Here is a 14,573-nt window from a genome sequence, read left to right on the forward strand (position 1 = left end):
ATATTCACGCTCGTGATAGTGAATATTGACTCGCGAGCGAATTCGACTCATACAAGGGGCGAAGGCGGCGCCGGAGAGCGACCGCCCGGGAGGGAGAGTCATATGAAGGTTCAGCTTCTCGCGTCCGCGTCGGCGGCCGCCCTGTTCGCGCTACCCGTTTCCGCCCTCGCGCAGACGAGCGAGGCCGATGCACCGGCCGGCACCGCCGCGCAGGATGCGCCCCGCGACAGCCACGACATCATCGTCACCGCGACGCGCCGCACCGCGCGGCTGCAGGACGTGCCGCTCAGCGTCACCGCCTTCGGGCAGGAGCAGCTCGATGACCTCGGCATCGTCGGCTATGAGGGCATCGCCCAGAACACGCCGGGCATCGTCGTCAACCGGCCGACGCAGAATTTCAACAATTTCACGGCGCGCGGCATCAACACCAACGGCTATAGCGCGGGGCTGCAGAGCGCGGTCGCCATCTATGTCGACGAGCTGCCGATCTCGGCGAACGGCAATTCGACGATCCTCGACCCCAATCTCTACGATGTCGAGCGCGTCGAATTCCTGCGCGGACCGCAGGGGACCCTGTTCGGGTCGAACTCGCTCGCCGGCGCGATGCGGATCATCACGAAAAGCCCCGACCTCGACGAGTTCGAGGCGTCGGCGAGCGCCGATCTCGGCCTCACCGGCTCGCATGCGCTGCGCCAGCGCTACAATGCGATGGTCAACGTGCCGATCATGACCGACGAACTGGGGCTGCGCGTCACCGGCTATTACCGCAACGAGGACGGCTGGGTCGACAATATCGGCACCGGCATCAAGGATTCGAACAGCATGGAGGCCTATGGCGGCCGCGCGATCCTGCTGATGCGGCCGAGCGACCGGATGACGGTGAAGCTGCTCGCCTCCTACGAGAACAGCAAGCCCGCCGATTCGGCGCTGACCAACCCCGCGCTCGGCAAATTCGTGCGCAATTCGGACCGCCCCGACCTGTTCCAGGGCAAGCTCACCAATTACAACGTCACGGTCAATTACGAGTTCGACTTCGCCGAGCTGATCAGCTCGACGACGCTGTCGGACTATGACGCCTCCTTCTACGTCGACCTCGCGGGGACCTTCGCGCAGGCCATTCCCTTCGCGCTCGACGCCTATGGCTATGACGATCTGTTCGTCCAGGAGACGCGGCTCGTCTCGCGCACCTCGGGGCCGATCGACTGGGTCGCGGGCTTCTTCTACTACGACAAGCGGCGCACGGTCGATTTCGCCTATCGCTCGACGCAGGAATTCCTCGACGCGCGCGGGCTGACCGGGCTGCCCGACGAATATTATCAGCGTTTCAACAGCTATACCGACCAGAAGGAAATCGCGGGCTTCGGCGAGGTGACCGCGCATCTCAGCGACAGCTTCTGGGTCACCGGCGGGCTGCGCTACGGCAGCACCGAGGTGCAGAGCTTCACGCGCGGCGGCGGCTACAATAGCAATTATCTGACCTTCGCGCTCTTCGGCGTGCAGAACGCCCCGCTGACGGTGACCGAGATACCCTATGCCGCGGGGCTGAAGGTCAAGGACGACCGGCTGTCGTGGAAGGCCAGCGTGTCGTGGAAGCCGGTGCCCGAGCTCACCACCTATGCGACGGTGTCGACGGGGTTCCGCACCCCGGTGGTCAACGCGCGCGCCGGGCTGGTCAGCGCGATCGATCCCAACGACCTCGTCATCCCCGACGGCGCGCGGTCGGACAGCGTGACCAACTACGAGGTCGGGCTGAAGGGGCGCTGGCTCGACGGGGACCTCACCGCCAATGTCGCGGCCTATTACATCGACTGGAAGAATATCCAGGTGCAGGCGAACCGCGTCTCGGATTCGATCCAGTTCGCGACCAACATCGGCGCGGCGGAGAGCTATGGCCTCGAATTCGAGTTCGTCGCGCGGCCGGTCGATGGGCTGAGCCTCGCGCTCAACGGGTCGTTCAATCGCGCCAAGGTGACCGACCTCACCGACAGCGAGGCGGCGATCTCGGGCGCCGAGCTCGGCACCCGGCTTGCTTCGCCGCATTTCCAGGGGTCGGGGACGCTGCGTTACGATTTCCCGATCGGCGACGGCAAGACCGCCTTCGCCTCGGTCAACGTGTCGCACGCCGGTTCCTTCCCGAACCAGTTCCCCAACGTGCCCGGCAACCCCAATGCGGTGAGCCCGACCTACGACTATACGCAGGCCTGGACCAACACGAACCTCTACGCCGGGACGAAGCTCGGGGCGCTGAACCTCACCGCCTATGTCGAGAATCTCTTCGATTCGAGCAAGATCACCTACGTCCATCCCGAAGCCTTCCTCGACGGCCGCTATGCGCGGATGCGGCCGCGGACGATCGGCCTGCGCGCCGATTATCGCTTCTGATCGGAAAGCCTGCCCGATGACCGCACGCTCCCCGCTCTTCGCCCTGATTCTGGCGGCGCTGCTTCCAGCGCCGACCGCCGCCGCACCGGGACCGGTGGTCGCGGCGCCGGCGGGCGAGGTGCGCGGCGAGGCGGCGGACGGCATCCGCGCCTTCAAGGGCATTCCCTATGCCGCGCCGCCGGTCGGCGCGGCGCGCTGGACCCCGCCGCGGCCGGCGCCCGAATGGCAGGGAGTGCGCGACGCGCGCGATTTCGGCCCCGCGTGCATGCAGCCGAAGCCGCGCGCCGCGAGCATCTACAGCTGGGACCTGCCGGCGATGAGCGAAGATTGCCTGTCGCTCAACGTCTGGGCACCCGAGGGGGCGAAGGATCTGCCGGTGTTCGTCTGGATCCACGGCGGCTCGCTGGTGAGCGGATCGGGGGGCGATCCGCTCTACGATGGCAGCGCGCTCGCGAAGCGCGGGATGATCGTCGTGTCGATCAACTACCGGCTCGGCATGTTCGGCTGGTTCGCGCATCCGGCACTCAGCGCCGAATCGCCCGACCGTCTGTCGGGCAATTACGGGCTGCTCGACCAGATCGCGGCGCTCGGGTGGGTGAAGCGCAATATCGGCGCCTTCGGCGGCAACGCGAAGAATGTGACGATCGCGGGCGAATCGGCGGGCGCGCTCAGCGTGATGTATCTGATGGCGGCGCCGCAGGCGCGCGGGCTGTTCGCCAAGGCGATCGCCGAGAGCGCCTATATGGTCTCCGCCCCCGGCCTTCGCGAACCGCTGAACGGCATGGTGCCCGCCGAGCAGCAGGGGGTGGCGCTCGCCGAAAAGCTCGGCGCGACCGACCTCGCGGCGCTGCGCGCGATGCCCGCCGAGGCGATCGCGGACAAGCCGCCGGTGGCCGGCTATTTCCCCTTCCCGGCGATCGACGGCAAGATCGTGCCGCGGCAGCTTGTCGAGACGTTCGACCGCGGCGAGCAGGCGCCCGTGCCGATCCTTGCGGGCTTCAACAGCGGCGAAATCCGGTCGCTCCGCTTCCTGCTGCCCAAGCCGCCCGCCGACGCGGCCGCCTATGAGGCGACGATCCGCGCCCAATATGGCGAGTTCGCCGACGCCTTCCTCGCGCGCTATCCGGCGAAGACGATAGAAGATTCGATGCTCGCGGCGACGCGCGACGCGATGTACGGCTGGACCGCCGAGCGGCTGGCGTCGGACCAGGCGGCGCTCGGCCAGCCCGCCTATTTCTATATCTTCGATCACGGCTATCCGGCGATGGAACAATGGAAGCTCCATGCCTTCCATGCGTCCGAGCTTCCCTATGTGTTCGGCACCGCGGGCAAGACCCCGGCGCTATGGCCGAAGATCCCCGACACGCTGACCGAGCGCAAGCTGGCGCAGGCGATGGGCGATTATTGGGCGAGCTTTGCGCGCAGTGCGAAACCGAAGGCGACGGGCGCGCCCGACTGGCCCGACTATGCCGACGACCACGGCTTCGTCCATTTCGCGGACGAGCCGCGCGCCGCGCACAATCTCTTCCCCGGCACCGCCGCGCTGCACGAAGCGGTGGTGTGCCGCCGACGCGCCGCGGGCGACATTCCCTGGAACTGGAACGTCGGCCTCGCCTCGCCGCCGCTGCCGCCCAAGGCCGAGGGATGCCAATGATCGACGGATCGATGCAATCCTACGGACTGACGCTCGACAAATTCCTCTCCCACGCCGCCAAATGGCACCCCGACGCCGAAGTCGTGTCGGGCGCGGCGGACGGAAGCATCCAGCGCATCTCCTATGCCGCGCTCGAGCGCCGGGCGCGCGGCGTGTCGGGCGCGCTGGCCGCGCTCGGCATCGGGCCGGGCGATCGCGTCGCGACGCTCGCGTGGAACACGCAGGGGCATGTGGAGGCGTGGTACGGCATCATGGGGATGGGCGCGGTGTGCCACACGCTGAACCCGCGCCTGACCGCGGCGCAGCTCGGGTCGATGCTCGCCCAGTCGGAGGCGCGGCTGCTGCTCGCGAGCCCCGACCTGTTGCCGCTGGCGCGCGCGGCGAGCGCGAACCTGCCCGCGCTGCGGCGCATCCTGCTGCTCGACACGCCGGACGGCGAGGAGGGCGCCGACCCGCTCGCGGCCGCGGCGCCGCAGGGCGGCGCCTGGGGCGATTTCGACGAGACCGCGCCGTCGGGCCTCTGCTTCACCTCGGGGAGCACCGGGGCGCCGAAGGGCGTGAGCTATACGCATCGCGGCTGCTATCTCCACACGATGCGTCAGCTTCAGGCCGACGTGCTCGGGCCGACCGCGCGCGACGCGATCCTCGCGGTGGTGCCGATGTTCCACGCCAACGCCTGGGGGCTGCCTTTCGCGGCGCCCGCGGTCGGCGCGAAGCTGGTGCTGCCCGGACGCCACAGCGACGGCGCGCATCTCGCGCGGCTGATCCGCTCGGAGGGCGTGACCGCGGCGGCGGGGGTGCCGACCGTCTGGCTCGGGCTTGTCGAGCATCTCGAGGTCGAAGGCGGCGAGGTGCCGACGCTGAAGCGCATCCTCGTCGGCGGGGCGTCGATGCCCCCCGCGCTGATGGAACGGATCGAGACGCGGCTGGGCGTCGAGGTGCAGACGAGCTGGGGGATGACCGAATTGTCGCCGCTCGGCACTGCGGCGGTGCCGGGCGATCCCGCGCGCCGCGCGTCGCTGTCGGGCAAGCCCGCGATCGGCATCGACCTGCTGATCACCGATGCCGAGGGGCGGCCGCTGCCCGATCAGCGCGACGCCGAGGGGCATTTGCGCGTGCGCGGCGGCACCGTGGTCGAGCGCTATTTCGGGCAGGGCGAACCCGCGACCGACGCCGACGGCTGGTTCGATACCGGCGACCTCGCGCGGATCGACGCCGACGGCAATCTGACGATCACCGGGCGCGCCAAGGACTTGATCAAGTCGGGCGGCGAATGGATCAACCCCGCCGAGATCGAGGCACTCGTCGGCGCGCTGCCGCAGGTGTCGCTGGCGGCGGTGATCGGGCGCGCCGACGCGAAATGGGGCGAGCGCCCGGTGCTGCTGGTCGAGGCGTGCGACCCGTCGGTCAGCGACGCCGATCTGCTCGAACCGCTCGCCGGACGCGTCGCGCCCTGGTGGATCCCCGACGCCGTGATCCGCCTCGACGCGATGCCGCTCGCACCCACGGGGAAGATCGACAAAATGCAATTGCGGGCGGAATATGGAGAGGTGTAGGCCCGAAGCGGCCGCGCGGCGTATCGAAGGGTCCGGAAGGGAAAAGATTTTGGTGTCCAAGGCGAAGACCGCGACAAAAAGGCTGACGAAAGCGGAACAGCGCGCCGAAACGATGGAACAGATACTCGACACCGCCGAGCATCTGTTTTCGAAGCACGGATTCTACGGCGTGACGCTGAAGGACGTCGCCAAGCAGGTCGGCGTCCACCACACGCTGCTCAACTATTATTTCGACGACAAGAAGACCCTGTTCGATGCGGTGTTCGCGCGGCGCGCGGTCGTCACGATCGAAAAGCGGATGAAGGCGCTCGACGACTATGATCGCTCCGCGAAGGGAAAGCCCACGGTCGAAGGCGCGCTCCACGCCTTCCTCGATACCGACCTCGATCTCTATATCCAGGGCGGCGAGGGCTGGAAGAATTACGGCGCGTTCGGCGCGCAGGCGTCGAACAGCCCCGAGGGCGCCGAATTCATGGACAAATATTTCGACCCCGTCGTGCTGCGGCTGATCGAGATATTGAAGAAGGCGCTGCCCGACGCCGACGAGGCCGACATCTTCTGGGGCTATCATTTCGTCACCGGCGCGCTGATGCTGACGCTGGCGCGCACCGGGCGCATCGACAAATTGTCGCACGGCCTCTGCCGGTCGGACGATTATGCCGCGGTCAAGGTGCGGATGGCGCGCTTCATGGCGGCGGGTTTCCGCGACATCTGCGAACAGCGACGGAGCGAAGGGCAGGGCTGAGGCTCGCGGCGGGCCGGAGCTCCGATGCCGGCCCTTTCGTCGCGAGAATATTATTCACTCACAAGTGAGTTATTGTTATGTTGAGCGAGGGAGAGACGGGAATGGATTTGGCGGGACGGGTCGCGATCGTCACCGGGGCCGGCGGAGGGCTCGGCCGCGCGCACGCGCTGATGCTCGCGCGCCACGGCGCGCGCGTCGTGGTCAACGATCAGCGGAGCGAGGCGGCCGAACGCGTCGCCGCCGAGATCGGCGCGGCGGGCGGCGAAGCGCTTGCGGCGCCCGCCTCGGTCACCGACGAGGCCGAGGTCGCGGCGATGGTTCATGCCGCGACCATGGCGTGGGGCGGGGTCGACATTCTCGTGAACAACGCCGGCATTCTGCGCGACCGGAGCTTCGCGAAAATGGACCTCGCGGACTTCCGCCTCGTCGTCGAGGTGCATCTGATGGGCGCCGTCCTCTGTTCGAAGGCGGTGTGGGACCAGATGCGCGCGCGGCGCTACGGCCGCATCGTGATGACGACCTCCTCGTCGGGGCTCTACGGCAATTTCGGGCAGGCCAATTACGGCGCGGCGAAGATGGCGCTCGTCGGGCTGATGCAGACGCTCGCGCTCGAGGGCGAGAAATATGGCGTCCGGGTCAATTGCCTCGCGCCCACCGCGGCGACCGCGATGACCGACGGCGTGCTCGCCCCCGACGCGCTGGCCCGGCTGGCGCCCGAGGCGGTAAGCCCCGGCCTGCTCGCGCTGGTCGGCGAGGATGCGCCGACGCGCGCGATCCTCTGCGCCGGCGCCGGGCATTTCGCGGCGGCGAACATCACCTTGACCGAAGGCGCCTATGTCGGGCGCGCCGCCGACGCCGGCGCGCGCGTCGCGGCCGAGTGGGAGCGGGTGACCGACCGCCGCGGCGAGATCGTCCCCGCCTATGGCTTTACGCAGGCCGAACGCGAACTGGCTAGCGCGGGCTTCACCGCGCCGACGATGGCGACCGCACGCTGAGATTCCCCGGGAGCGGGACGGACGGGCCGGTGAAGAGCCCGCCGCCGCCGGGACAAAAGGGAGAAGGATATGGCAACCGACAGCGAAGCCGCGCCCGCCGAAGGCAAGCGCCAGAACGAGACGCTCGTCATCACCGCCTCGTCGCTGGGGACGGTGTTCGAATGGTATGATTTCTACCTCTACGGGCTGCTCGCCAGCGCCCTGTCGCATCATTTCTTCTCGGGCGTGAACGAGACGACAGGGTTCATCCTCGCGCTGATGGCCTTTGCCGCGGGCTTCGCCGTGAGGCCGTTCGGCGCGCTCGTCTTCGGGCGCGTTGGCGACATCGTCGGGCGCAAGAACACCTTCCTCGTCACCATGGCGATCATGGGGCTTTCGACCTTCGCGGTCGGTTTCCTGCCCGGCTACGACACGATCGGGGTCGCGGCGCCGATCATCCTGATGCTGCTGCGGCTGCTCCAGGGGCTCGCCATCGGCGGCGAATACGGCGGCGCGGCGGTCTATATCGCCGAACATGCTCCACCCGGAAAGCGCGGCTTCTATACCAGCTTCATCCAGACGACCGCGATGATCGGGCTGATCCTCGCCTCGACCTTCGTCGTGTCGCTGCGCCTGTTCATGGACGAAGCGACGTTCAACGACTGGGGCTGGCGGCTTCCCTTCATCTTCTCGATCGTCCTGCTCTCGGTCGCGCTGTGGATCCGCCTCCAACTCGAGGAAAGTCCGGTCTTCCAGCGGATGAAGGCTGCGGGCGCCACGTCGAAGGCGCCGCTCAAGGAAGCCTTCGGCGAGTGGAAGAATCTGAAGATCGTGCTCCTAGCGCTGTTCGGGGCGGTCGCGGGGCAGGCGGTGATCGGTTTCGCCGCGCACCTCTATCCGCTCTTCTATCTCGAGCGGATCGCGCGGGTCGACGGAGCGACCGCGAACTTCCTCGTCGCCGCGGCGCTGACGATCATCATCCCGAGCTTCGTCTTCTTCGGCTGGCTCAGCGACCGGATCGGCCGCAAGCCGATCATGATGACCGCCTGCGTGATCGCGGTCTTCGTCTATTTCCCGCTCTACAAGGCGCTCGTCGTCGCGGCGAACCCGGCGATGGCGGCGGCGGTCGAACGCGCGCCGGTGACCGTCGTCGCGCACGCCGGCGAATGTTCGTTCCAGTTCGACCCCGTCGGCCGGAACAGCTTCGACACGACGCGCTGCGATATCGCCAAATCCTATCTCGCGAAGAACGGGATCAACTACGCCAATGTCGAGGCGCCCGCCGGTGCGGCGGCGTCGGTGCGCGTCGGCGAACGGGTGATCGCGGTTCCCGATCCGGCGGGGCTGGGCAAGGAGGCGCGCGCCGCGGCCGTCTCCTCGTTCGGGGCCGAGGCCAAGGCCGCGCTCGATGCCGCAGGCTATCCCGACAAGGCCGACCCGGCGCAGGTGAACAAGGGCAGGGTGATCCTGATCCTCTGCACCTTCGGCCTATTGGCGACGATGGTCTACGGCCCCCTCGCGGCGCTGCTCGTCGAGCTGTTTCCCGCGCGCATCCGCTACAGCTCGCTGTCGCTGCCCTATCATATCGGCAACGGCTGGATCGGGGGCTTCATGCCGACCATCGGCTTCGCGATGGTCGCGGCGACGGGGAATATCTATCAGGGGCTCTGGTATGCGGTGGTGATCGCCGCGGTCACCGCGGTGGTCGGCATCCTGTTCCTGCCCGAAACCTACAAGCGCGACATCGAGGCATGAGCGAGGGCAAATGATCGTCTAGGCGGAGGCCACCGCCGTCAGGAGCCGGCGGAAGGCGGCGATCGCCGCCGCGACCGGCTCGGGCGGGACGCAGCGCGCGTCGTCGCCTTCGACATGGTGGAAGCGGTGGACGCCGAACAGTCCCGCCACCGACGGATAGCCCGCCTTGATGATCGCCGTGAGTTCGCCCGCCGAAATGCGGTCGCTCGGATAGGGCGCCTCGAAGCCGACGAGTCCCGCGAACAGGCGCCGCGCGGCCGGAAGCAGGGGCGGGCTGACGACGAGGTAGCGCTGCGAATCGGTGCCGGGCAGGGGGGCGAGGCCGAACAGCCCCTCGTGCCAGTCGCGCGCCGCGAAATTGGCGCCGAGGTGGAGCCAGAAATGCGTCTCGGCGGGTTTCGGCGCGACGGCCTTGAGCGATTCCTCGGCGCCCAGATTTTCATATTCATGGCCGCTGTTGCAAAGGAAGGCGAGGTCGTGATCGGGGAGCGCTCCGGGCGCCCAGCGCGCGAGATCGAGCCAGGCGGCGATCCCGCCGCCACGCTCGCCGCCGCACGACGTCCAGCCCGAACGCGGCGTGGAGACGGTGATCCAGCGGCCCTTGCCGCGATCGAGGCGGCCGATGACGTTGAAGGCGGGACGGCGCCCGCCTTGCCCGCCGAGCGTGACGGTCGCCGGCGCGTGCGCCATCGCCGCAGCGAGGAAGGGCGTGGCGTCGGCGGGGGCGAGCAGCCCGACCGGCCCCGCGAACATCGGTTCGCGCCCGTCGGCGTTGAGCGCGATGACCCGTCCCGTCGGGCCGTTGGTCACCACCACCGCAGCCCGCGCGCCTGCCGAAAAGGCCGCGTCGATGGGGCCGCGGATCGGCTTGGCGAGCGCCGACGACCAGCGGCCGTAGGGAAGGTCGACGAGCGCGATCGCGCCCTCGAGCGGCGCGTCGGCCCGCCCCGCGCCATCGACGCGCACGAGCGGGCCGGAGACGCCGCCGGCGGGGGTCGGCACGACGATCGGCTGCGGCCACAGCGCGGCGCGCGCGTCGCCCGCGGCGATCGCGCAGTCGCCGGGCGCGAACCACGGCACCGAAATGGCCGGCTTGTCGACCGCGAATCCCGCGCGTTCGAGTTCGCTGGCGAGCCAGCGGCCGCAGGCGGTGTCGCCGTCACCGCCCGACTGCTTGTTGCCGAAGCCCAGATAGCGGTCGAGATCGCGGGCCACCGCGGCGGCTGTTTCGGCGCCTTCCGCATGTGCCGCGGCCGCAAGCGGCAGCGCCGCGCTCCCCGCCAGAAAGCCGCGCCGCGTCGGTTCGCTCGTGCCCAAGTTCCGCCTCCCGCTCATCTTGCTTGATATTCACTAGCGCGTGAGTTTAGGTCTTGCCGATGGCGCTGACAACCGCGCCGCGGCGGGAGAGACGATATGATGCGCATCGGCGCCTGGCTATGGGTCATGCTGATCGCTCTCGCGGCCGCGCCGCCGGCTGCTGCTGCGGATCGGCCGCAAGCGCGCGTCGCTGAGGGCCGGCTCGCGGGCGAATGGCAGGACGGCCTTCGCGTCTTTCGCGGCATCCCCTATGCGGCGCCCCCGGTCGGCGGGCGCCGCTGGCGCCCGCCCGCGGCGCCCGCGGCGTGGCGGGGCATGCGCGAGGCGGCGACCTTCGGCGCGGCGTGCGTCCAGCCCGCCTATCCTGCTGACAGCGTCTATTTCGAACCGCCGATGCCGATGAGCGAGGATTGCCTGACGCTCAACATCTGGGCACCGGCAAAGGCGAGGAAGGCGCCGGTGATCGTCTGGATCCACGGCGGCGCGCTGCTCCGGGGCTCGAGCGCGGGCCCGCTCTACGACGGCGGCGAATATGCGAAGCGCGGCATCGTCTTCGTCTCGATCAACTACCGGCTCGGCGTCCTCGGCTGGCTCGCGTATCCGGCGCTCAGCGCCGAATCGCCCGAGGGAGTGTCGGGTAATTACGGACTGCTAGACCAGGTCGCGGCGCTCGGATGGGTGAAGCGCAACATCGCGGCGTTCGGCGGCGACGCCACCAATGTCACGATCATGGGCGAATCGGCGGGCGCGCTCAGCGTCGCCTATTTGCTCGGTGTTCCGAGGGCGCGCGGGCTGTTCGCGAAGGCGATCGCCGAAAGCCCCAATATGCGCGCGGTGCCGCGGCTGCGCGAAGCGGCCTTTGGGCTTCCCGCCGCCGAGGCGACCGGATCGGCGCTCGCCGGCGCGGTCGGCGCGAAGGACCTGGCGGCGCTTCGCGCGGTCGATGCGGAGCGGCTCGTTCAGGCGGCGCTCGCCGCGCGCTTCGCGCCGCAGCCGACGGTCGACGGCGCGGTGCTGCCCGCCCAGCTCGTCGACATCCTCGACCGCGGCGAACAGGCGCGGGTGCCGCTGCTCGCGGGCTTCAACAGCGGCGAGGTGCGATCGCAGCGCGCGCTGGTGCCGAAGGCGCCCGCCGACGCCGCGACCTATGAAGCGGGGATCAGGCAGCGCTACGGCGACCTCGCGCCGGCCTGGCTGCGCCTCTATCCTGCGACCGATGGGGACGAGAGCCTCATCGCGGCGACGCGCGACGCCGTCTATGGATGGGCGAGCGAGCGGCTGGTGCGCGCGCAGGCGGCGACGGGATTGCCCGCCTATCTCTATCTGTTCGACCATTGCTATGCGGCGGCGCAGGCGCGCGATCTTTGCGCCTTCCATGCGAGCGAACTGCCCTTCGTCTTCGGCCGTGCCGACGCCGGTTTGCCGCCGAACTGGCCCGTGCCGGCGGACGCGACCGACCGGGCGCTCGCGGGGGCGATGATCGATTATTGGGCGGGCTTCGCGCGGAGCGGAGCGCCGGCCGCGGCCGGATCGCCGAACTGGCCCGCCTATGGGGGCGCCGAGGCCTATATGCGCTTTGGCGCGCGGCCCGTCGCCGGCCGCGACCCGCTGCCCGGCATGTTCGAGCTGCAGGAAGCGGTGATGCGGCGGCGCCGTGCCGCCGGCGAGCAATGGTTCCTCAATCTCGGCCCCGCGGCGCCGCCGCTCGCTCCGCCCGCGACCGGAGCCCGGCCCTAGACAAACGGCGCGCCTGCACATATATACCGGACGTTATGGAAGTCGAAGCTCCTCCTGCTCCCAAGGGCCGCCCGCGCGAATTCTGCGTCGACGCCGCGCTCGCGGCGGCGCTGCGCGTCTTCTGGAGCAAGGGTTATGAGGGCGCCTCGATGGCCGACCTCACCGAGGCGATGGGGATCACCAAGCCGAGCCTCTACGCTGCCTTCGGCAACAAGGAGGCGCTCTTCAGCAAGGCGCTCGACCTCTACGAACGCGAAAAGCTCGACTATATGCGCGAGGCGCTCGAAGCGCCGACCGCGCGCGGGGTCGCCGAGCGGCTGATGCGCGGCGCGCTCGAAATGCAGACCTGCCCCGACAATCCGCACGGCTGCCTCGGCGTCATCAGTTCGGTCGCGTGCGGGTCGGAGGCCGAGGGCATCCGCGAAGCGGTGCTCGAACGCAGCGCCGCGGCGAAGCGCGCGATGCTCGACCGTTTCGCGCGTGCGAAGGAGGAGGGCGATCTGCCGGGCGACGTCGACCCCGAAGGCCTCGCCGCGCTGCTGACCGCGATCAACCAGGGGCTCGCCGTCCAGGCGGGCGCGGGCGCGACGCGCGCCGAGCTCGAACGGCTGGTCGAGACCAGTCTAAAGCTGTGGCCGGGGCGCTGACAGAAAATTTTTACCGCCCGGTATAGAATGGTCTTGACGCGGCGCATATATACTTATATACCGCTTAGTACATAAGACATTCCCCTCTCTCCCCGATCGGCGTCCGCTTTGCGTTTGCCGAAGGAGTGCCGCCATGCCCAAACGACACAGATATCTCCCCCCGGCCGGCCGCCGCATGTCCCCTCTGCGGCGGCCGCGCCCCTGACCGCGCCGCTCCGGCGTTTTCGATAACAGACCAATAACAGACCAGATACCCGCGCCGCGCGCGCGGGCGCTCCCAGGGAGGGCGGCTCCGGCCGCTCTCTGACGACCCTTTCGTGACTCCCTAGGGCCGGCGGCCATGCTTCCGGCGCCGGCCCCCTTTTGCGCTCCGCGCGCAGCGACCGACCAGAGAAAAGGCCCAGCCATGACCGTCCACACTCCGATCGAGAAAATCGACCCCGCCGATGCCAAGGTCCGGCGCGAACTCGCCGACCTCCTCCACCCCCACCGGCGCCGGCGCGCCCTGTGGATCGCCGCGTTGCTGGTGATCGTGACCGGAGCCTGGTGGGTGCTGCGCGACGGCGCGCCGCAGGCCGCCGCCGCGCCGCCGCCGGTGCTGACCGTCGCGCCACCGCTGTCGCGCGAGGTGACCTTGTGGGATGAATATATCGGCCGCTTCGAGGCGAGCAGGTCGGTCGAGGTGCGCCCGCGCGTCTCGGGCGCGATCACCGCCGTGCATTTCACCGACGGCCAGATCGTCCGCAAGGGCCAGCCGCTTTTCACCATCGATCCGCGCCCCTATCGCGCCGCGCTCGCCGAGGCGCGCGCCGCCGCGGCAAGCGCGCGCAGCGACCTTGCGCTGGCGAGGCTCGAACTCGAGCGCGCCGGCCGGCTCGTCGACGTCGAGGCGGTGTCGGAGAGCGAGATCGACCGGCTGCGCGCCCGCGTCCGCGCGGCGTCGGCGGCGCTCGCCGGAGCCGAGGCGCGCATCGCGGCGCGCGCGCTCGACGTCGAATTCACCACCGTGCGCGCGCCGCAGAGCGGGCGCATCTCCGACCGGATGATCGATCCCGGCAATCTCGTGTCGGCGGGCGATGCCGGCGGCACCTTGCTCACCACGATCAACGCGATGGATCCGATCTACTTCACCTTCCAGGGCTCCGAAGCGCTGTTCCTCAAGACCAAGCGCGACGGTACCGGCAAGGGCGCGGCGGTCGAGGTGCGGCTGCAGGACGAAGGCGATTATCGCTGGAAGGGTCAGCTCGACTTCACCGATAATGGGCTCGACCCGCGCTCGGGAACGATCCGCGCCCGCGCCCGCTTCGCCAACCCGGAGATGTTCCTGACCCCAGGCATGTTCGGCAACATGCGGCTCGCGACCGGCGAGACGACCCGCGCGCTGCTCGTCCCCGCCGCCGCGGTGCAGACCGATCAGGCGCGCAAGATCGTCTATGTCGTCGGCCGGGACGGCACCGTCGCCGCGAAGCCGGTCGAGATCGGACCCGAGGTCGACGGGCTGCGCGTGATCCGCGCGGGGCTGGCCGCGGCCGACCGCGTCGTCATCACCGGATATCAGTTCGCACGGCCGGGCGAGAAGGCCTTCACCAAGGCGGGCCGCATCGCCGCGGAGCCCGAGAAGGCGACCGCGTCGGCAAGCGAGCCGCTGTCGGCGCAGGCGACTTTTGTGAAATAGCCTTTGTCTCCCCTCCCGCTTGCGGGAGGGGTCGGGGGTGGGCCGGCGACTGTTCGGCTGCCCACCCCGCTGCGACTAGGGAGCAAGCTCCCAAGTCTCACTGCCCCTCCCGCGGGCGGGAGGGGAGATTT

The 14,573-nt window shown here is 69.3% G+C and carries 10 protein-coding genes; 9 read left to right on the forward strand and 1 reads right to left on the reverse strand.

The annotated features are described in order from the left end of the window. Positions 1-102: 102 nt before the first annotated feature. The 6 genes from CD928_RS09805 (at position 103) to CD928_RS09830 (ending at position 9,066) form a co-directional block, all read left to right on the forward strand. Positions 103-2,382, forward strand: coding sequence for a TonB-dependent receptor (locus CD928_RS09805; RefSeq protein WP_095386895.1), 2,280 nt, complete (start codon positions 103-105; stop codon positions 2,380-2,382). Between the two features lie 16 nt (positions 2,383-2,398). After that, positions 2,399-4,036: a carboxylesterase/lipase family protein gene (locus CD928_RS09810; protein ID WP_095386896.1), complete on the forward strand. Its 1,638-nt coding sequence runs from the start codon at positions 2,399-2,401 to the stop codon at positions 4,034-4,036. Continuing rightward, a complete protein-coding gene (locus CD928_RS09815) occupies positions 4,033-5,592 on the forward strand; it encodes an AMP-binding protein (protein ID WP_095386897.1) in 1,560 nt (519 codons plus the stop codon). The genes CD928_RS09810 and CD928_RS09815 overlap by 4 nt, the downstream gene beginning before the upstream one ends. Positions 5,593-5,644: 52 nt before the next feature. Beyond that, positions 5,645-6,337, forward strand: a complete 693-nt coding sequence (locus CD928_RS09820; RefSeq protein ID WP_255247101.1) for a TetR/AcrR family transcriptional regulator — start codon at positions 5,645-5,647, stop codon at positions 6,335-6,337. Positions 6,338-6,438: 101 nt separating this feature from the next. After that, the gene (locus CD928_RS09825; protein ID WP_095386899.1) at positions 6,439-7,332 is read left to right on the forward strand and encodes an SDR family NAD(P)-dependent oxidoreductase; all 894 of its coding nucleotides are present in this window, start codon (positions 6,439-6,441) and stop codon (positions 7,330-7,332) included. Between the two features lie 69 nt (positions 7,333-7,401). Next, positions 7,402-9,066 (forward strand): MFS transporter, encoded by a 1,665-nt coding sequence (locus CD928_RS09830; protein ID WP_095386900.1) that lies wholly within the window; start codon positions 7,402-7,404, stop codon positions 9,064-9,066. A gap of 18 nt (positions 9,067-9,084) precedes the next feature. Here the strand turns inward: CD928_RS09830 and CD928_RS09835 are convergent, their stop codons facing one another. Further along, entirely contained in the window at positions 9,085-10,383 is a 1,299-nt protein-coding gene (locus tag CD928_RS09835; RefSeq protein ID WP_255247102.1) for a hypothetical protein, read from the reverse strand. A gap of 96 nt (positions 10,384-10,479) precedes the next feature. On the opposite strand from CD928_RS09835, the gene CD928_RS09840 reads away from it, so the two are divergent. From CD928_RS09840 to CD928_RS09850, 3 genes are all read left to right on the forward strand, one after another. Next, positions 10,480-12,120 (forward strand): carboxylesterase/lipase family protein, encoded by a 1,641-nt coding sequence (locus CD928_RS09840; protein ID WP_095386902.1) that lies wholly within the window; start codon positions 10,480-10,482, stop codon positions 12,118-12,120. 35 nt (positions 12,121-12,155) lie between these two features. Next, positions 12,156-12,767 (forward strand): TetR/AcrR family transcriptional regulator, encoded by a 612-nt coding sequence (locus CD928_RS09845; RefSeq protein WP_095386903.1) that lies wholly within the window; start codon positions 12,156-12,158, stop codon positions 12,765-12,767. 406 nt (positions 12,768-13,173) lie between these two features. Continuing rightward, the gene (locus CD928_RS09850) at positions 13,174-14,442 is read left to right on the forward strand and encodes an efflux RND transporter periplasmic adaptor subunit (RefSeq protein ID WP_095386904.1); all 1,269 of its coding nucleotides are present in this window, start codon (positions 13,174-13,176) and stop codon (positions 14,440-14,442) included. Positions 14,443-14,573 lie beyond the last annotated feature (131 nt).

This window comes from Sphingopyxis sp. GW247-27LB (assembly GCF_002277025.1).
GTDB lineage: Bacteria > Pseudomonadota > Alphaproteobacteria > Sphingomonadales > Sphingomonadaceae > Sphingopyxis.

Coding starts and splice junctions, on each gene's coding strand:
- CD928_RS09805 (WP_095386895.1), top strand. CDS start 103: ATGAAGGTTCAGCTTCTCGCGTCCGCGTCGGCGGCCGCCCTGTTCGCG.
- CD928_RS09810 (WP_095386896.1), top strand. CDS start 2,399: ATGACCGCACGCTCCCCGCTCTTCGCCCTGATTCTGGCGGCGCTGCTT.
- CD928_RS09815 (WP_095386897.1), top strand. CDS start 4,033: ATGATCGACGGATCGATGCAATCCTACGGACTGACGCTCGACAAATTC.
- CD928_RS09825 (WP_095386899.1), top strand. CDS start 6,439: ATGGATTTGGCGGGACGGGTCGCGATCGTCACCGGGGCCGGCGGAGGG.
- CD928_RS09830 (WP_095386900.1), top strand. CDS start 7,402: ATGGCAACCGACAGCGAAGCCGCGCCCGCCGAAGGCAAGCGCCAGAAC.
- CD928_RS09840 (WP_095386902.1), top strand. CDS start 10,480: ATGATGCGCATCGGCGCCTGGCTATGGGTCATGCTGATCGCTCTCGCG.
- CD928_RS09845 (WP_095386903.1), top strand. CDS start 12,156: ATGGAAGTCGAAGCTCCTCCTGCTCCCAAGGGCCGCCCGCGCGAATTC.
- CD928_RS09850 (WP_095386904.1), top strand. CDS start 13,174: ATGACCGTCCACACTCCGATCGAGAAAATCGACCCCGCCGATGCCAAG.